10 protein-coding genes are annotated in these 19556 nt (G+C 72.8%); all 10 read right to left on the bottom strand.

Annotated features, from left to right (window positions below):
- Positions 1-2 precede the first annotated feature (2 nt).
- Entirely contained in the window at positions 3-1415 is a 1413-nt protein-coding gene (locus ACFVJX_RS27235) for an aldehyde dehydrogenase family protein (protein WP_384135504.1), read from the bottom strand.
- Positions 1412-1843, bottom strand: a complete 432-nt coding sequence (locus ACFVJX_RS27230) for a hypothetical protein (RefSeq protein ID WP_384135502.1) — start codon at positions 1841-1843, stop codon at positions 1412-1414. Before ACFVJX_RS27230 ends, ACFVJX_RS27235 begins: the two co-directional genes overlap by 4 nt.
- A complete protein-coding gene (locus tag ACFVJX_RS27225) occupies positions 1836-2246 on the bottom strand; it encodes a phosphopantetheine-binding protein (RefSeq protein WP_384135500.1) in 411 nt (136 codons plus the stop codon). Before ACFVJX_RS27225 ends, ACFVJX_RS27230 begins: the two co-directional genes overlap by 8 nt.
- Positions 2247-2251: 5 nt before the next feature.
- A complete protein-coding gene (locus tag ACFVJX_RS27220; RefSeq protein WP_384135498.1) occupies positions 2252-2935 on the bottom strand; it encodes an RNA polymerase sigma factor in 684 nt (227 codons plus the stop codon).
- 162 nt (positions 2936-3097) lie between these two features.
- Positions 3098-3883, bottom strand: a complete 786-nt coding sequence (locus ACFVJX_RS27215; protein ID WP_384135497.1) for a 4'-phosphopantetheinyl transferase family protein — start codon at positions 3881-3883, stop codon at positions 3098-3100.
- A 7-nt stretch (positions 3884-3890) separates the two neighbouring features.
- Positions 3891-5648: an acyl-CoA dehydrogenase gene (locus ACFVJX_RS27210; RefSeq protein ID WP_384135495.1), complete on the bottom strand. Its 1758-nt coding sequence runs from the start codon at positions 5646-5648 to the stop codon at positions 3891-3893.
- The gene (locus ACFVJX_RS27205) at positions 5645-7561 is read right to left on the bottom strand and encodes an acyl-CoA dehydrogenase family protein (protein WP_384135493.1); all 1917 of its coding nucleotides are present in this window, start codon (positions 7559-7561) and stop codon (positions 5645-5647) included. Before ACFVJX_RS27205 ends, ACFVJX_RS27210 begins: the two co-directional genes overlap by 4 nt.
- The gene (locus ACFVJX_RS27200) at positions 7558-9180 is read right to left on the bottom strand and encodes a PfaD family polyunsaturated fatty acid/polyketide biosynthesis protein (protein ID WP_384135491.1); all 1623 of its coding nucleotides are present in this window, start codon (positions 9178-9180) and stop codon (positions 7558-7560) included. The genes ACFVJX_RS27205 and ACFVJX_RS27200 overlap by 4 nt, the downstream gene beginning before the upstream one ends.
- Positions 9181-9252: 72 nt before the next feature.
- A complete protein-coding gene (locus ACFVJX_RS27195) occupies positions 9253-16737 on the bottom strand; it encodes a beta-ketoacyl synthase N-terminal-like domain-containing protein (RefSeq protein ID WP_384135489.1) in 7485 nt (2494 codons plus the stop codon).
- Positions 16738-16820: 83 nt separating this feature from the next.
- The coding region (locus ACFVJX_RS27190) for an SDR family NAD(P)-dependent oxidoreductase (protein WP_384135487.1) at positions 16821-19556 on the bottom strand (2736 nt) is incomplete at its 5' end.

Raw genomic sequence — 19556 nt, 5'->3', positions numbered from 1 at the left:
TCTCAGAACGGGTAGCTGCGGGCGGGGTTGCTGACGGTGAGCGTGTGCCAGCGGGTGAAGGCCTCCAGCGCGGCACGGCCGCCGAATCCGGCGCCGTTGCCCGAGGCGCCGACCCCGCCGAAGGGCAGCCTGGGGTCGTGGTTGACGGGCTGGTCGCCGACGTGGACGACGCCGCAGCGCAGCTGTCCGGCGAGCTCCCGGCCGCGGGCGGCGTCGGAGGTGTAGACGGCCGCGGTCAGTCCGTGGTCGGAGGCGTTGGCCAGGGCCACGGCCTCCTCGTCGTCGGCGAACGCGGTGACGGTCGCGACGGGGCCGAAGACCTCGCGGCGGAAGATGTCCATCTTCGGGGTGACGTCCGCCAGCACGGTCGGCGGGAAGTACGCGCCCCGGGCCCGTCCGCCGGTCACCAGCCGGGCGCCCTGGGCGACGGCGTCCTCGACGGCGGCGGCGATCCCGACGAGCTGCGAGCGGTCGATGACCGGCCCGATCTGCGCGTCCTCGCGGAACGGGTCGCCGATCCGCAGGGCGGCGGCGTGCCGGGCGAGGGTCTCGGTGTACTCCTCGGCCCGGTCCCGGTGGACGAGGTGGCGGCGGGCCGCCATGCAGATCTGGCCCTGGTGCAGGAAGGAGCCCCAGGAACCGGCGGACGCGGCCTGCTCGACATCGGCGTCCGCCAGCACCACGAAGGCGTTCTGGCCGCCGAGTTCGAGGACGACGCGCTTGAGGAGCCGTCCCGCGGACGCGCCGATCTCGCGCCCCACCTCGGTGGAGCCGGTGAACGACACCATCGCCACGTCGGGTGCGTCCACGAGGGCCCGGCCGGCCTCCGAGTCGCCGTACACCACCTCCAGCACGCCGGGCGGGAGGCCGGCGCCGGCCAGCGCCTCGGCGATGACCCGGCCGCCGGAGAGCGGGGTGTGCGGATCGGGCTTGAGCAGCACCGTGTTGCCGAGGCCCAGGGCGGGGGCGACCGAACGCATCGCGAGCAGCAGCGGGAAGTTCCAGGGGACGATCACGCCGACGACGCCCAGCGGCACGCGCCGGACCTCGTCCTGCCGGCCGGGGTCGGAACCGGGGCCGTGCGGGGTCTCGGGGGCGGTGGCGAGCTCGGCTCCGTGCCGCAGTTCGGCGACGCCCGCGCCTACTTCGAAGAACGCCTTGCCCGGGATGGATCCGCCCTCCCGTACCAGCAACTCCTGGATACGCGGGGCGCGTTCCTGCATCAGGTCGGCGGCCCGGGTGAGGATCGCCGCCCGGTCGGCGGCGGGCAGCGCGGCCCAGCCTGGGGCGGCGGCGGCCGCCCGGCGGGCCGCCGCCACCACGGCGCCGGCGCCGGCGAGCGGGACCGTGCCCAGTTCCTCGCCCGTGGTGATCTCCCGGCTGGTCAGCAGCGCGGCTTCGGTGACTGTGCTCACCTGCGTACCTCTGTTTCCTCGTCGGCGCCGTCTGCGGCGGGTTCGGTGCGGTCGGCCGGGGCGGCGGGGGCCGCGTCCCGGGTCAGTACGGCGTAGGCGGTGACCCGGCCGCGGCCGGTGGTGACCGACACCTGGACGTCGCCGTGCAGCACGGAGTCGGCGAAGCGGGCCACCTCGCCCTTGAAGAGCAGCGTGTAGGGCCCGTCCTCGGGTCCTCGTACGTCGATGTCGCCCCAGTGGCAGCCGACCGCGGGCGGCGCGGCCAGGGCCCGCAGTGCCGCCTGGCGGAGCGTCCAGCCGACGGCCGATGTGCGTCCCGCCGGAAGCCGCAGGGCCTCGGCCCCGTGCCACGCCACCAGCCGGTCGAAGGACTCGACGCTCAGGTCGTAGCTGCCGACCCGGACCACGGTCCGTGCGCCCTCAGACATGGACCGGCCGCTCCTTGCCGAGCATGTGCTCGACCATCGCGACCAGATTGCCCACGGTCAGCCGGTCCAGCATCCGGTCCAGGGTGAGCCGGCCGGCCCAGATGTCCGGGTCGATCTGCGGCATGACGATGTGCAGCCTTTCCAGACCGCGCCTGCTGATGACACCGTTCTCGTCGCAGAATTCCGTATCGGGCACCTCCCCCTGCAAATAGCGGCCGCACCGCTCGACGGTGAGTATGAGCGGCACACAGCATTCGATACGGAAGAAGACATCGAGCAGGTCCAGTGAATCCAGGCCGAGGTCGGACGAGAACGAGAGATCCTCGGTGTATTTGTCCGGCGGGAGTCCCATCGCCTCCACGATGACGGACCGCACCACTCCTTCGACGTCGTATTCAGACATGTGCGTCACTCCTGTCCGGCTGCGGCTTCGGGGCCTTCGCCAACCAGATCCGCCCGGCGCCGCGGAACGGACACCTCCGCACCCGCCCGCCCGGCCGGGCAGCGGACGCAGGCGCTCACGGGCGGCAGCGGCTCCCCGGCCTCGGCCGCGGCCAGGACCCGGCGCAGCCTGCGCAGGCAGCGGGTCCGTATCGGACCGACCGAGCCGACGGTCATGGACAGCGAGGCGGAGATCTCCTCGTAGGAGGCGGGCGGATCCTCCAGGGCCAGTGTCAGGACTCCGCGGCACTGTTCGGACAGGGTGGAGACGGCCCTGTGGACCTCCTCGTTGTGGTGCGCCCGCAAGGTGATCTGCTCGGGGCTCTCGTGGTGTCCGGACAGCCCTTCGAGGGTTTCGCTGTCCCCCACCATCACCAGTCGCTTCCCCCGGGTCACCGCCTTGATCGATTCACGCCTCGCGACCGTCGCGAGCCAGTCACCGACCCGTTCCGGATCACGAATACGACTTACGTTCTGCACGAGCCGGAACCACGTGAGCTGCCGAACGTCCTCGGCGTCCACGTCATTCATCCGGTAACCGCGGATGACGGACCAGATGAGCCGGCCGAAACGGTCGACCATCTCGTCCCATGCGGCCTGTTCGCCGCGTTCACACCCCGCCAGAATCTCCGCATTCCCTTTACGGGCCATTTGGGAGTCCTCCGTGTGGAATTGATCTGTCTTTCGACGGATGTGTATTCCATGCAACCCCTCGCCGACTGCCGGGGGCAAGTTCTCCGGGGGTCAGGTAGCGGACTGGCCGGAGGTGGACAGCACCCGTGGCGCACCCCGCCGCGGTACGTGCGTGCGGCCTCATGCCGGGGTCCTTCCCGGCAGGAGTTCGGCCATCGCGGAGCGCAGCCGCACCGGCAGCGGACCGGCGTCGTCCGCGCTGCCGCGGATGGCCACGCCCAGGGCGAACCGGTCCCACACCTGGAGCACATGGACCTGCCAGAGGGGGCGTTCGGGTTCCGGGATCTCGTCGTCGACGACGGCCAGGCCGCCGTCGCGCAGCCGGTGCACGGAGAAGGCGTCGAAGCCCCGGCACATGCCCATGCCGGTGGCCTTGGTGTAGGCCTCCTTCGCCACCCAGGAGTCGGCGAAGGCGTGGCCGCGCTGGTCCTCCCGGTTTCGGCGCAGCACCTCGTTCTCCAGCGGGGTGAAGACCTTGGGGGCGAACTGCATCGCCTCCGGCCGGGCCGGGGTGGCCTCCGCGTCCACTCCGGCGATCCTGCCGCGCACGACGATGGCGGCGATCAGGCCGTTGGTATGGGTGATGTTGAAGTCGAGTCCCCAGCTGGCGCCCTCGACCTGGGGCCGGCCGTACTTGCCGGTGCGGAACCGCCAGGAGCCGGGCGGCTCGGCGGTGTACAGCGACAGGACCTGACGGGACAGCAGCCTGGCACCCAGGAAGCGGAGCCGGGCGGCGGGGAACAGCAGCCGGTCGTGCCGCGCACGTTCGTCATCGGTCAGGAGTTCGAGGCCGCCCGTCGCGGCGGCGAACCGCTCCACGTCCTCCTCCGCGAGCAGCCAGACCTCGGCGCTGTCGGCGAGGGGGTCGGGGAGCCGTTCCTCGGGGTCCATGGGTGCTGTCTGCATCGTGGGTTCACCGGTTCACGTGGAAGGCGCGGAGGGAGAAGAGCTGCCCCTCGCGGTGCGCGTGCAGCATCGCGTCCGCGACCTCGGCGATCTCCTCGGGGCCCGCGGTCCGCTCGGTGGGGCGGAACTGCCGCAGCAGCCGCTCCAGGCAGACCAGCAGTACGGCCGGGGAGCGCAGCTGGGGTGCGATGCTCTCCCGCCCGTTGAGGTAGAGGTGGACGACGGCCGCCGCGGCGGACACGGTCGTGTACTGCTTGGCCAGGTCGAAGAGCTCGGCCGACTGGGCGACGGACTTGCCGAGTTCGGCACTGATCTTGCGGTGCTCCTCGGCGAGCCGGTCCAGTTCGCCGACGATCACCGCGGCGGTTTCGGCGGCGCCCGCCAGCCGGGCCGCGTCCGCTCCGGAGGCCGCGGCGGCCAGCAGGCGCAGTTCGGCGACGGCCGGACGCAGCGCCACCACCGGGTCGTCCACGCCCCGGCTGAACAGCTGCTGCTCGGTCGGCCGGTACGGCTCCATGGGATGGGCCGGGTCGAAGAGGGGCGCGGTCCTGGCGGTGGCGCCGGCCACCACCTCGGGGACCTGCTCGACCGCGTTGGCGAGCAGCCGTTCCAGTTGCAGGGCGACGTTCTTGAGGTTCACCACGGTGTTGCCGTCGGCGAAGTCGGAGATGACGAAGTCCCGCATGACCTTCTGGAAGATCCCGTGCCGGGGATGGGACCGCAGGTAGTGGCGGGCCCCGAGGACGACGGCGAGCCGGCTGATCGACGGGGAGAGGAAGGTGGGGATGAAGTACTTCACCACGGACGACCAGACACTGGCCTGGTCCGGGCTCAGCTGGAGGCTCCGTACGGCGCCGAGGGTCAGCGCGTCGGCGATCAGCAGGTCCGCGTAGCTCTCCACGAGCTGACGCTGCGAGTACGGGATCTCGGAGACCGGGCCGCCGAAGATCTTCCGCTCCACGGCGAAGTCCAGGGTGGTGCGCAGCGCCGTGTCGGCACAGCTCATCGCGATGCCGGAGATCGCGATCCGCACCAGCTGCCCGCTCTTCAGGGCGACTTCGAGGCCCCTGCCCTTGCCGCCGATGAGTGCGCTGTCCGGTACGAAGCAGTCGCGCAGCCTGACACCGCTCATGTCCAGGCCCCGCAGCCCGTGCAGCGGCTCGTCCGGCAGATGCTCGCACTGTCCGGCCGCCAGGCCCGCCTTCTCCACCGCGAAGATGGAGTACCCGCCGGGGCCGCCCTTCTCCGAGGTGCGGGCGAAGACCATCACCGCGTCGGCGACCGTGGCGTTGCCGATGGTCCACTTCTCACCGTTGAGCAGCCAGCCGCCCTCGGTGCGCCGGGCGGTGGTCTCGTTGGCGAGGATGTCGCTGCCGTGGAGCCGCTCGGAGAGGCCCCAGGCGAGCTTTCCGCCGCCCCTGATCACGTCGGCGAAGTGCTGCCGCTGCTCCGGGGTGCCGCCGATCCACACCGGCATGTAGCTGATGCTGGCCAGGGTCATCGCGGTGGCCGTGGTGGGGTCGCGGCGGGCGACGAGCCGGTAGAGGTTGAAGCCGTCCTCGACGTTGACGGCCTTTCCGCCGTTGGCGGCGGGCACCATCCAGTCGTAGAGGCCCCAGGAGGCCACCAGGTCGACGAACTCGTGCGGGTACTCCTGGAGTTCGTCGAGTTCGAGGATGCGGCTGAACGGCATGGGTCCGGCGGGGTCGTGGGGGTCGCCGAGGTGCCGTTCCAGATCGGCCATCAGCGCATGGAGATCAGTCATGTCCTGTCATCCTCCAAAAGGCACGGATCCCCGTTCGGGGGGCTGTCGCACAGCCGGACCGGCAGTGCGGTGAAGAGCCGTCGCCGGTCGTCGAGCGCGGTGACCAGACGGCCCAGGGGTGCGATGTCCGGCCCCGCCCGGCGCGGATCGCGTCCGTCGGCCAGCGCACGGGCCAGGACGAGCACGGGGTTGAGCCAGCCGGTGCCACCCCGCTCCGGATCGCCGTAGAGGCCGGGCCGGTCGCGGTGGAACCACCACGTCAGGGCGGCCGTGGCGGCCGCGTACAGCAGGCAGAGGCGGTCGGCGAGGTCGAGGGTGTCGGGGGATGTCCGCGGCGAGCGCGACCGGTCCCGCTGCGCCTCGGCGGCGGACCCGATCGTGGCCGCGATGTCGGCGCGCAGTCCGGTCACCGAGGCGGCGGCGGACGCGTCGCCCCGCCGCACGAGGTCCGCGGCGATCTCCTCGGCGTACTCGGCGAAGCCCAGCAGGATGTCGTCCCTGGCCCGTACGCCGAGGTCGAGGGCGGCCGGGTCGAGCGGTGGCAGGCAGGAGTCGTCGCCGAGGGCGAGGACCGCGTCGAGCCGGATCCTGCGTTCCGCCGACTCCCGGCCGCCGGCCTCCTGGGCCGTTCCCCCGTCGTACGCGGGCGCGTAGGACGGCAGGTGCATCGCGATGGCGCGGAGGTTGCCGAGCAGGCTGGTGTCGATGACCTCGACCATGGCGTTGTCGCGAACCGCCTTGTCCAGGACGGCTCCTGGGCCTTCCCGCAGGACGGCCCGCGCCCCCGCCACTGCGCGGCTGCGGGCGGCGGATGCGGAGGTGAGCCGGGTGGCGACGTGCTTGACGACGGATGAGGACAGGGCGAACGCGCCCGGCGCGACCTGGATCGCGCGGGCGGCGACGAGTGCGGTGAGGTCGGCGGTGCACAGTTCGGCGGCGGCCAGGGCCAGTTCGCGGGAGCCGTAAGGGGTGTCGGCGACCGGCACCCCGCCGGTGCGGTGGATGCGGGCGAAGCGCAGGGCGGTGCGCAGCGCCGTGTCGGCGGTGGCCAGGCAGCCCGCGGTGCTCATCAGCCGGACGACCTGCTGGGCCCGCATCGCCCCGGCGAGCCCGCTGCCGACCGTGCCGACGACGGCGCCCTGCGGCACCGGGACTCCGGTGAACTCCAGGTCGGCGAAGTCGATGCCGTGCATGCCGGTCGTCCGCCTGGGCGGCAGCCGTCGCACTCCGGGATGGGCCAGCTCCTCCGGGCCGAGCAGCACGGCGGTGAAGGCCGCGGGCCCGCGCTCCGCCGTACGGGCCACCACGACCGCCGCCTCGGCGGTGGAGCCGCGGCCCACCAGCCACTTGGTGCCGGTGAGTCTGCGGTCCTCGTCCAGGCGGCAGGTGTTGGCCAGCACATCGCTGCCCGACCGCTCCTCCGAGAGCCCGAACGCGATCGTGCGGCCGGCGCGCACCCAGCCGGCGACGGTCCGGTGCTGTTCGGGCGTGCCCGCGGCCAGCACCGTCATGACGGCGGAGATGCTGAACATCGTGGCGGGCATGACGTTGACGTCACGCCGGGCGGCGACCCGGACCAGGATCTGGGTCTCCTCCAGCGAGCGGAGCGTGCCACCCAGGGACTTCGGCAGATATCCGAGGTGGAGACCGGCCTCGCGCAGCCTGGCCTCCGCCCGGGCCGGGTACTCCTCGGCGGCGTCCCGTGCCACTCCGGCGGCGAACCCGTACGGGTTGTCCGCCGGCCACGGGTCGCCCAGTGCGGCGTCCAGCCGCTCGGCGCGCGGGTAGGGGCCCGCCGCCTCGCCCCCGCCGGGCAGTGCCGTCAGCCCGTGCGGGCGCGTGGCGGGGTGCTGCGGCGCTTCCTCGCGCGGGTGGCCCCGCCCCTCGGCGGCGGGCGGCGACGACGTGGTCATGGGCGTGCTCCGGCCACCGGGCCGACGACCGTCGCGTCCTCGGGGGACGGGCGGGTGGCGAGATTCGTCGGGAAGGTGACGCCCGCGCCGCGCAGCACCGCGAGCCGCTGGTGGAAGGCGGCCCCCGTCATGATCTGCCGTGCCACGTCGGCGACCCGGCGGTGCTCCGGCGCCGCCAGGTAGGTGCCGCGGACCCAGGCGTTGAAGCTGCCCATCGCCGGTCCGCACCAGATCTGGTAGTCGACGGCCCGGTCCGCCTCACCGGTCTTCGCCCAGCGCGAGGCCATGCCGAGGTACCAGCGGAAGATCAGCGCGGCCCGCCGCTTGGGGTGGTCGGCGGCACGGGCCAGCTGGTCGGGGTCGCGGCGGGTGAAGTAGTCGACGGTCTCCTCCCAGACGCTGTCCAGGGGGCGGCGGAAGATCTGCTTCTCGACGCGTTCGCGTACCGCGGACGGGATCTCCTCGATGCCCTCGTAGCCGCGGTACAGCTCGTACAGCTGCTTGGCCCGCATCGGGAAGAACGTGCCGTGCTTGAGCACCTGGAGCTCGACGCCCATCTCGAACATGTCGGCGGCGGGCGCCATCTCGAAGTCGGCGATGCCGGCCTGGGCGAGCATCTGCTTGACCCGCGGCGAGGTGCCCGCCTCCAGGCAGGACTGGTTGACCGATCCCGTGACGATGTAGTCCGCGCCCATCGCGAACGCGCCGGCCGCCGCCTCGGGCGTGCCGATGCCGCCTGCGGCGCCGACCCGGACGCGCTGCGCGTATCCGAGCTCCTGCATGATCGCGTCGCGCTGGCGCATGATGACGGGCAGCAGCGCGGGCAGCGGCCGGCGGTCGGTGTGCCCGCCCGAGTCGGCCTCGACGGTGATGTCACCGGCCACCGGGACGAGCCGCGAGAGCCGGGCCTGCTCCTCGGTGACGGATCCCTCGTCGACCAGGGCGCGGACCATCGCCTCGGGTGCGGGCCGCATGAAGAGCTCGGCCAGCTCGGGCCTGGACACCTTGGCGATGACCTTGTTCTCCGCGACGACACCGTCCGGGCCGCCGGCGCGGAGACCGGCGAGCCGGTAGCGCACGATGTGCGGGGTGAGGGTGAGGAAGGCGGAAGCCTCCACACAGGGCACCCGGTACTTCAGGAACAGGTCGACCGCCGTGCGCTCCAGACGCTCCTCGCTGGGGCTGTGGATGAGGTTGCAGGCGTACGGGAGTCCGGGGATCTCGTCCCGGAAGCGGATCAGTGCCTTCTCGATCGCTTCCGGGAGGAGTCCGGCCGCGCCGTACGAGCCGAGCAGTCCGGCCCGCGCCATGGCGATGACCATGTCGGCGGAGGCGATGCCGTTGGCCATGGCCCCGCTCATATAGGCCTGGCGCAGGCCGTGCGCGGCCAGGAACGCGGCGCTGCCGAGGCGTTCGGGCCCCAGCGGCGGGGCGGTGGCGACGATCTCGTGCTCGCCGCCGGCCGTGACGGCGCCGCCGTTCACCGCGCCCAGTCCGTAGGGTCCGCGCACGATGTAGACGGGTTCCCCGAGCCGCATCAGGGCTTCGTGCACCCCGGTGTCGCCGACGGCGGGTGCCGCGGTCCCGGTCCACCTGGGCCGTTGGTGGTCGCTGGTCATGCCTGGTCTCCTGTCGGGTCGGACGAGGCCTCGGGCCCGGTCGTGGTGGATCTCGATTCCGCGGGCGGGACTTCAGGCCCCGTCGTGGTGGATCTCGATGCCGATGCCGCCCAGCTGGTAGATCCGCAGGGTGGACTTCCAGACGCTCGCGTCGCCGAGCAGCACGATCCGGCCCGGGGTGCGGCGCACCTCCTTGACGTGCACGTCGAACTCCATGTCCGGGTCGTCGCGGAGGATCTGGCCCCGGTAGGACCAGGTCGTCTCCACGCCGGAGAGCATCGCGAAGCGGGGGTTGACGAGCCCTTCGGTGAGCCCCGTCTCGACGGCGTACAGCTGGAGCCCCTGGAGCAGGGCCTCGACGCCGAGCGAGCCGGGCATCACCGGGTCGCGGTGGAAGTGGCAGGAGAAGTACCACTCGTCGGGGGCGATGGACCGGTGGCCGCGCAGATAGCCCTGCCCGTGCTTGCCGCCGCCGGGCAGGACGTCGATCCACTCGGCCAGGTCGAGGTGGCCGCCGGCCAGCCGGGGGCCGCCGCGGGCGGGCTCGGCGGCCCGGTACCCGGCGAGTTCGACCCGGCGGACCCCGGCGGGGCGGTCGGGCTGCTGGTCGAGCCACGGCAGCACGTGCTTGCCCTTGTCCAGACCGACCTGGTTCTCCAGGGCCTTGGCGTTGAAGTACCCGAAGAGCGACTCCCCGGTGTAGAACACCTCGCCGTCGGCGGAGAGTTCGTAGCGGTAGTTCTGCAGGATCGACCCGGGCATCTGGTCGCTGGAGAGCAGGGTCGAGCGGTGCTGGATGGTCTTGCCGCGCAGGTCGATGTCCTTGACGAGGGTGGCGCGGCCGTCGAGGTTGCGGATGCTGAACTGCTCGTCGGGGAACGGGAGCGTGGCGCCCAGGTAGTAGCCGAGCAGGATGGCCGCCTGGAGGCTGGACTCCATGTAGACGCAGTTGGGCATGGAGGGCGAGCCGTTGTCGCCGTAGTACCAGGCGTCCGCCGGGGAGTCGTACTCGGTGACCATGACGGCTCCGCGCTTGAGCACCCCCCGGGTGCCTTCGAGCTCCATCACCCGGTCGACGAAGAGGAAGTCGCCGTTGGGGATGTACGGGGCCCGGCTGTCGGCGTAGACCTCGAACTCCGGTCCCATGGCGGTCGCCAGATCGCCCTTGGCCGCGTGCGCCATGTGGAACTCGCTGAGCAGGGCCCGCTCACCGGTGGCGGGGCTCAGCCGGCCCAGGAAGTGCGGCACCTTGCCGCCGGCCTCCGGGCGGTAGGGCGTGCCCGCCTTCTCCACCAGCCGGATACCGAGCCCGGTGACGCTGATCGACGGCTTGCCGTCGCGCAGCACGATCACGTCCGCGGTGATCGCGGGGCGGGGCAGCAGGGTCAGGTCGGTGATGTCGATCCGGTACTCGATGCGCTCGGTGTCCGGGGTGATCTGTCCCCGCACCTTCACCTCGGTCTTCAGATCGGGGACCGGCTGGAAGCGCGCGTCGGGCAGGGAGAGGTGCAGGCCGAGGGAGAACGCGTACGTCTCAAGCAGCTGCACCGCCCCCTCGGCGACCAGCGAGCCCGCCAGGACCGGGTCGTCCGGGAAGTGGCAGGTGAAATACCAGCCGTCCGGCACCAGATGCTTGACCGCCTCGATCCGGCCGAGGCCCCCGGCGCCGCCCTTGCGGTCGATGAGGGTCACCTCGTCGGCCATGCGCAGCTGCTCGGTGGGCAGCCTCAGTGAGCTGTTGGTCCCCTCCGGCTTGCGGTGGCCCGGCCCGAAGACCTCGCCGATCCGCCCCTCGGCGAGCAGCGCCAGGTCCTCGGGGGTGAGTGACGTACGGTCGGTGGTCGCCAGCGGCTTGAAGGAACTGGACCCGGAGAAGACGGCGTTCTCCGCGGGCGGGACGGCCTTGCCCTGGATGATGCCGAGGGAGCTCTCCAGCTCCTCGTCGGTGAAGAACCCGGCGCAGGCGTTGTTCAGCTTGAGGATCAGCTTGCCGTCGGCGTAGCAGTCGTAGTGGAAGAAGAACAGCATCGTGTCGCCCTGCCGGACGAACTGGTCGATCCAGATGTCGTAGCGCAGGGTCTGGCCGACCTGCGGAAGGTCGCCGACGAAGCTGAGACTGCTGTCCAGGAGCCGGTAGACCCGGTCGCCCCGGTTGGTGAAGTCCGCCCCGAGGTAGCTGATCAGCAGCAGGTCGCACTGCCCGGCCTCGATGGTGACCGCGGGCGGCACCTGCCCGTCCACGGCGTACCAGGCGTCGACCGGTACGTCGTACTCGGTCCGGATGAACGAGGGCCTGAACTCGCCGGGTTCGGCCTCCAGCGCGGTGACCCGGGTCGCGAAGTGGTACGGGGGCGCGGGCAGCCGCACCCGTCGGCGGAACGCGTCGATCTCGGCGTACCGCTCCCCGAAGACGTCGCCGATCTTCCCGGTGGCGAACTCCAGCAGGTCGTGCTCGTCCCAGATGACCCCTTCGGGCTTGGGCGGCCTGGGGGCGGCGGGAGCGGGGGCGGCGGGTGCCGCATCGACGGGAGCGGCGGCCGGTGCGGGGGCGGGGGGCGCGGCGGCCAGCAGCGCGGAGAGCTGTTCGCGCAGGGCCTGCTGGGCGTCCAGCACCTCCCGGTGCGCCTCCAGCATCTCGCTGCGCAGTCCACGTACGAGGGTGAGGGTGCTCTCCTCGGCGGTCCGGGCGGGAGCGGCGGGCAGCGGTGCTCCGAAGATGGCCGGCCGCGGCGGCTCCTGCGACGGGGCGGCAGGTGGTGCGGGCGCGGCTGCGGCCGGGATCATCGTGATGGGCTCCCGCTCCAGCTCGATTGCTGATGCGGACGGTGGGGCGGCGGGGCGGATCGACATCGCGGAGTCCCATTCCGTGGCGGTTTCGGCGCCCCCTGCAGTTGCGGGGGCGGGAGTGGCGGGAGCCGGGGGCAGCCCGGGTCCGGCCGCGGCGGCGGTCCACGTGCCGCCCGTGGCCGGCGCGGTGGTGACCGGGGCGGCTGCCGTGAGGGCTGCGTCCGGGGCCCCCGACCCCGGTGCGGCCGCGGTGGTGGCCTGGACGGTCACCGGCGTTTCGGCGGCGACGGCGACGTCCGTCGTCGCCGCGGCGGTGACCGCGGGTGCGCGTGTGGCGGTGACCGCCGCTGCGGCGGTGACCGCGGGTGCGCGTGTGGCTGTGGGCTTGGGCAGCGTGGCGATCGTGGCCGCCGCGCCCTCGGCGACCAGCGGCGGGACCGGCGCCCCGCCCACGGTGAAGGTGCGCAGCCCCAGGGCGCCCCGGGCGTCCGAGGACGCGACGGGCGGGGCGAACGGGGCGAGGTCGACGGGTACGCCGTGGGAGGCGAGCCGGGCCACCAGCCGGGCGATGTCCGTCGAGCCGCGGGCGCCCCGCCGGTCGACGGAGACCGCCAGATGGGGCTCGTCGCCGAGCGTCTCGTGGATCCAGCGCGCACACGTACTGCTCGGGCCGACCTCGATGAAGGAGCGGAAGCCGTCCTCGTAGGCGCGGCGCACCAGCTTCGGGAAGTCCACCGTCTCGCGCAGCGTCACGGCGATGTTCCCGGCGACGGTGTCCGCGTCGAAGTCGGTCACCGGGGCGTAGTGCCGGCTGCTGTAGAGCACCAGGTCCCCGACGTCGCCCGTCGGATAGTGGTTGAGGTCGGCGAGGTCGGTGAGCACCCCGTCGACCACGGAGCAGTGCATGACGTGGTTGGCCGGGGAGCGGGCGCTGCGGCAGGCCAGTTCGGCGATGACCTCCTTGCACTGGCGCGGGTCACCGGCGACGACCACCTCCAGCGGGGTGTTGACGTGCGTGATGAAGACCCGCTCGAACCGCTCGACGACGGCCCGCACGTCCGCCGCGGGTGCGAGGAGCACGTGTGTGGACCAGACCTCGTTGTCGGGCACCTCGTCTCCGAGACCCCACAGTTCGCGCACGGTCCGCTTGGGGCCGCGCAGCATGTCGTCGAAGAGGGGCGAGGCGCTGATCTTCTCGTCGCCGCGCGCGCTCTTGATCCAGCCGCCGGTGGCGAAGAGCATGCTGCTCTCGCCGAGGCTGTAGCCGAACGCCCCGTCCACGGGGATGCCCAGCACCTCACGCACGAGATCCGTCGAGAGCAGTGCGTAGCTCGTGCCGGCCGCCAGCATCAGCGGGATGTCCTCGACGAGTTCGGCTTCCCGCTTCATCAGGTCGCGCCGCCCCATCGGGGCGAGCGAGCGCGGGTACAGGGAGGCACTGCGCAGCAGCTCGGCCGGGAGTTCGGCCTGGGCCTCGAAGCGCGGCAGCAGGCCGGGGAACGAGCGGAAGAGTGAATGCCCGAGCCCCAGGTACGAGTTGAACGCCCCGGGGAAGACCAGAGCCACCTTCCCCTGCGCGCCCAGCGGCCGCGCGGTGAAGTAACTGCCGGAGGGGGAGAGCCATTCGCCGCCGGATCCCCACACACCGGGCAGGTCCTTGAGCGCCTGGTCGATCTGCCGGGCCAGGCCGTCGGCGTCCTCCGCGACGAGCACCGCCTTGAGGGGTGCGGGCCGGTCCTCGGCCCGGGCGGCCCAGTCGCCGTCCAGAGCCGTGCGCAGCTCGCCGAGCCGACGGAGCAGCCCGGCGATGTCGTCCGCGCCGACGGGAACGACCAGTCCGCCACCGGACCTCGCCCAGTCGGTCTCGGTGACCTCGCCGCGCACCTGGCCGCCGGTGAGCACGACGTGCGCGTGGCTGCCGGACGTACCGGTGACGCTGACGGATGCGGCCCTGCGGCCTTCGCGGTGGGCCCGCAGCCAGGGCCGGGAGTCGGCGGCGAGGAAGAAGGCGGACCCTTCGAGCCGAGCGGTGTCGACACCGCCGGGCGCCACCGGGAAGTAGCCGTGGTGCAGGCAGAGGGCGGCCCGGATGACGGAGGCGAGCGCCGAGGCGCAGCCGCTGTCACCGATGGAGCCGTGCACACCGGACAGGGCCGTGCGCAGCTCGCCGCCGGAGCGGTCGGTGGTCCAGGTGGCGGCCAGGCCTTCGAGGGTGGCGGGGTCCGCCGCCCCCGCCTCCACGAGTTCGACGTCGCCGGGGGTGAGCCCGGCGGCGGCGAGCGCGTCCTCGGCGGCGGCGGTGACGAGCTCCGGGTCGGTGCCCGGGGCGACGCCCGCCGAGTGGCGGACGGCGAGGGCCTCCACCGTGGCGTACACGGTCCGTTCGTCCGGCACGGATTCGGGCCGGGTCACGACGACCGCGCCGGCGCCCTCCCCGAGGACGCGGAGTCCGCCGGTGACGGTGCCGGGTTCCAGCAGTTCGCGGGCGAGGGTGCTCTCCGGTCCGGCGGCGAGGTCGACGGCGCCGACGAGGACGGCCTCCACCGTGGGGTCCATGAGCAGGAGCCGGGCCACGTCCAGGGCGTCGACCCCGACCGCGCTGTCGGAGGAGAGGGTGAAGGAGGGGCCGTTGAGGTTCCACAGCGAGGAGACCCGGCTGGCCATGATGTTGCCGATGTAGCTGAGGACCTCGTTGGGTTCGATGGAGTCGTGGATGCCGTTGCGCGCGGCCCGGGTGAGCTCGGCCAGCTGCTCGGGCGAGGGCTTCACGCCCGCGCTCTCGCACCATTCGGTGAGCTTGCGGCCCAGTTCGTACCGGGAGCCGTGGCCGTGTGCGCTGGGTTCCATCTCCATGCCGAGGACCACACCGACCCGGCGCGGGTCCGTTGCGCCGCCGCGGCCGGGGCGGGGCCGCTCGTACCCGGCGTCGCGCAGCGCCTCCTCGGCGACACGCATCATCAGCAGGTGCTGCTGGTTGAAGTGGTCAAGGTCCTTGGGCGGAATGCGGTACGAGGTCGCGTCGACCTCGAACTCCTCGATGTACGCGGCCCGGGGCACACCGTCCTTGGCGAGTCCCGCCCGGTCGAGCGGCCCGCCGTCGACGGTCTCGAAACCGCGCCAGCGCTGCTCGGGCAGCTCGCGTACGGCGTCGAGCCCTTCGTATCCGGCGCGTTCGAAGGCGTCGAGGGTGGTGAACGAACCGAAGTGGGCTCCCATGCCGATGACGGCGAGGGCCGGCGGGTCGGCGGGGGCGTCCCGGTCCTCGCGGTCGTCCGCGAGGTGTTCCGTTCCGGCCGGGGCCGAGAGCACGACGTGGGCGTTCGTACCGCCGAAGCCGAAGGCCGATACGCCGGCACGGCGCGGGGCTCCCGCCTCCGGTTCGGGCCAGGGCCGCAGCTCCCGTACGACACGGTCGGCGACCGTGCCGGGCAGGGGCTCCCGCACTCCGATGGTGGGCGGGATGGTGCCGTGCGCGAGCGCCAGGACGACCTTGATGAGGCTGCTCATGCCCGCCACGGTCAGCAGGTGCCCGAGGTTGGCCTTCACCGAGCCCAGCAGCGGGCCGCGTCCGAAGAACTCCTCGACGCTGCCGAGTTCGGTGCTGTCGCCGAGCGGGGTGCCGGTGGCGTGGCACTCCAGGTACTGGATCGCGGACGGGGCGACGCCCGCCTCGCGGTAGGCCAGCTCGTAGGCGGCGTGCTGGCCGGCGGCGTTCGGCGCCAGCATGTGTTTGCCGGGGCCGTCGTTGGTGAGGGCGACCGCGTCGATGACCGCGTACACCCGGTCGCCGTCGCGCTCGGCGTCGGCGAGCCGCTTCACCGCGATCATCGCGGCGCCCTGGCCGGTGACGATGCCGCGGGAGCGGGCGTCGAAGGGCTGGCTGAACCCGTCCTGCGGGTAGGCCCGCAGATCGGAGAAGGAGAGGTGGACGACGGTGGGGTCGGGGGCGCAGACGCCACCGGCGAGCATCACGTCCGCGCGGCCGGTCTCCAGGTGGAGGCAGGCCAGCTTGAGCGCGTACAGCGCGGACGAGCAGGCCGCGTCCAGGGTGAGGCGCGGGCCCTCCAGACCGAGCGCGGCTGCCACCACCTGGGCGGGCATGCCGCCCGCCCACAGGTTGTGGGCGGCGGCCACGCCGTCGGACGAGCCGTCCCCCTGGCCGGCGGTATCGGTGTCTCCGGACGAGCCGCCCGGCTGTACGGCGGTATCGGTGTCTCCGGGGAAGCCCGCGCCGGCCAGTCCGTCGGCCACCGCCGAGTCCCAGAGTTCTCCGACGAGCCGGCCGGAGGCCGGGGTGGGGAACGGGTAGTTCCCGAACACCACCCCGGTCCTCCGCCTGCTCCGACCGTCCGCGGCCACGGGGGAATAGCCTGCGTCGGCCAGCGCGTCCCTGGCCACTCCGAGCGCCCAGTGGAACGAGCGGTCGAGGCCGGCCAGGTAGTCGGGTGGGAGAAGGTACCCATTCGGTTCGCTGAGGTCCCCGGGGCCGGTGCCCGGGGCGCCGTCGCCCCGGGCCGCGTCGTCGGCTCCGGTCGCGGTCCCCGCGGACGGGGAACTCGCGTCGTGCTCGTCGAGGAAACCGCCCCGGAGGCAGTAGATACGGTGTCTGTCCTCCGGATCGGTCTCCCTGGCCTGCGGGGAGTGCCCGAAGACCCGGCTGTCTCCGTCGGTGCGTGAATCCACGCCGCCGATCAGGTTCCGCCAGTAGTCGTCGGGGGTCCCGGCGCCGGGAAAGAGGCAGGCCAGGCCGACGATCGCGTACTTGCCCATGAGGGGTCAGCCTCCGATTGTCCGAATGGGTCCGGTCGGGGGCCCGGTGAGGGGCCGTGGGTGAGGGAGCACCGCGCGGGGTGTCAGACCGCGACGGTGCCGGCGGCGACCTGCACGGGCTGCCCGAACTTGCCCTCCAGCTGCGGGTCCTCCACCACGGACACCCCGTCCATGACCTGGAGCACGCGGCCCTCACGGTCGAGCGCGGTGACCGAGCAGGTGATGCCGGTCCGGACCTCCTCGATGTTCTCCACGGCGATCAGGAAGTCCTGGTCGGCGGGGAGTCCGGCGAAGAACCGGGTCCTGGCGATCTCCATCGGCAGGCATGCCCGGCCGCGGTGCTGCCGGACCCAGACCAGGGCGGCCTGGAGCAGCAGATCGGCCAGCACCGGGCTGTGCAGCGTTCCGTGGTACGCGCCGCGGGCCGGCCGCCCGTCGGTGAGCCGGGCGCTCAGCAGCAGGCCCTGCGCGTCCGAGGACAGGACGCGGCGGATGCCGCGCAGGCTCGGACCGTGGAAGAGGGTGCCGTTGCGGTAGAGCGGGCCGGCGTCCGTGCCGGCCGCCCCACGGGCGGTCGTGGCCAGGTCCGTACGGTCGGCGAGGCCGGCTCCGGCGTCGCCGGTGACGACGTTGCCGCCGTACGCGGGCCGGCTCTGTCCGGCCCCGTCCACGGCGGACGCGAGTACGTCCACGGTGTCCGGCCGGGAGTCCCGGCCCGGCTCCAGGAAGAGCCGCAGCCGCGAGGGGGCTTCGTCCTCCCCGTCCAGGACCACTCCCTTGAAGACCCGGAAGCCGCTCACCTCGGAGACCGTCTTCCCGCTCGCCGTCTCGGCGGCACCGATCAGGGCACCGAGCGCGGCGGTGGCCGGCAGCACCTTCTTGCCGTCGATCGTGTGATCGCTCAGCAGGGTGTCCGCCGCCAGCTCCGCCAGATCGCGGTCGGCCAGCAGCGAGACCGCGGCACCGGCGGCGGGCGCGGCCGAGAGCGGCTTCAGCGGACCGGCGACGATGACCGTGTCGTGGCCGCGTTCGGCGGTGAACTGTTCGGCGAAGATCCCGGCCCCGGTGCGTACCGGGACCAGCTCCACACCGCGTGAGGCGAACATCCGCCGCAGGTCGTCGGTGACCATCCCGCCGTCCCAGGCGCCCCAGTTGACCGAGGTCACCCTGGCCGACGGCAGCTCGTGCTTCAGCCGGACGGCGAGCCGGTTCAGCGCCTCGTTGGCGACCGCGTAGTCCGACTGGCCCCGGTTGCCGAAGAAGCCGGCGACGGAGGAGAAGAACACCAGGTGCCGCAGGTTCGCGGTACCGCGCAGCGCGTCCAGCACATGGCCGAGGCCGAGGATCTTCGTACCGAGGACCCGGTGGACCTCCTCCGCGGTCTTCTCCACGATCAGCCGGTCCGCCAGCACACCGGCTCCGTGCACCACACCCGTGATCCGGCCCGCGTACGGTGCCAGCGCGGCCCGTACGGCGGCGGCGTCGGTGATGTCGACGACGACGTACTCGACGGTGGAGCCGCTCGCCCGCAGCCGGCGCAGGTTCTCGGTGATCTCCCGGCTGCCGGTCACCTCCCGGTAGACCGCCTCGACCCCGCGCGGGGTGGGCTTCTCCCCGGCCGCGGCGATCCGCTTGGCGATCGCGCCCTTCAGACCGGCCCCTTCCAGACCGGCCGCCCACTCGGGCTCGGGCGCCACCTGGCTGCGGCCGAGGAGCAGCAGCCCGGCGGGCCGTGCGTCGACCAGCGCCTGGAGGCAGTCCGCCGTGATGCCGCGTGCCCCGCCGGTGACCACGAGCAGGTCACTCGCTTCGATCTCCGGCACGGCGGCGAGGCTCCCGGCGGGGGCCTCGGCCGAGGGGACGACCGTGCGACGACCGTGGGCGTCATGGGCGACGTCCGCGAGGTCCGTGGCCAGGTCGCCTATCTCGCCCAGGAAACGGTCGGCGATCGTCCGGTCGTCCAGCCCCGGTGCGAAGTCGACGGTACGGGTGAAGAGTTCCGGCACCTCGATGCCCAGGGTCTTCACCAGCCCGGAGACCCCGCCCAGCAGCGGCGACCCGGATTCGCTCCCGCGATAGCCGTTCGCCCCGTCGAGCTGGGTCAGGGCCACGAAGCCGGCCCTGTTGCCCGCTGCGGCGGCCGATTTCAGCGCGGGCTGCGTCTGCTTCGCCACGAGCACGGTGTGCGCCAGGCGCTGAGCCGCGTCGGCCCACTCCTGACCGGTGGCGGCCACCAGCTGCACGACCAGGTCGATGCGCCCGCTGGTCACCGTACGGGCCAGCTCGGCCGCGTCCCAGGTCCGCAGCTGCTGCACCGAGTCGGCGCCCTGCGTGGACGCCACCTCACCGGGCAGCCCCACGACCTCGACCCGCCAGCCCTCGGAGCGCAGCGCACCGATCACCGGCCTGGCAAGCTTCGACCCGTCGTCCACGACGAGCGCGGTCCGGTTGTCCGCGTAGGCCTCAACGACCCGGTAGGGAGCGGGCAGTTCCTGGACCGAGGCGAAGGTCCGCCCGACGCCGGGGGCGCTCGGGTAGTCCACCACCAGGAGGGCCTGCGAGGGGACGGGGACGTTCACCGCGGCGGGCGCGGCGGCGGAGCTGAGGAAGCCGGCGACGTCGTCCAGGGTCCGCAACTCACCCAAGCGCTCCGGATCCACATCACCCGACACCGGGAACCGCTCCTGCAACGCACCCAGAATCTGAACCCGCTTGATCGAGTCAATCCCCAGATCAGCCTCCAGATCCATACCCGGCTCCAACATCTCCGCCGGATAACCCGTCTTCTCCGCCACCACACCCAACAACGCCTCCAACAC

It is taken from the genome of Streptomyces sp. NPDC127177 (genome assembly GCF_042672475.1).
Lineage (GTDB): Bacteria > Actinomycetota > Actinomycetes > Streptomycetales > Streptomycetaceae > Streptomyces.
The sequence above is the reverse complement of the archived record's forward strand: the minus strand, read 5'-3'. Positions and strand labels throughout refer to the sequence as shown.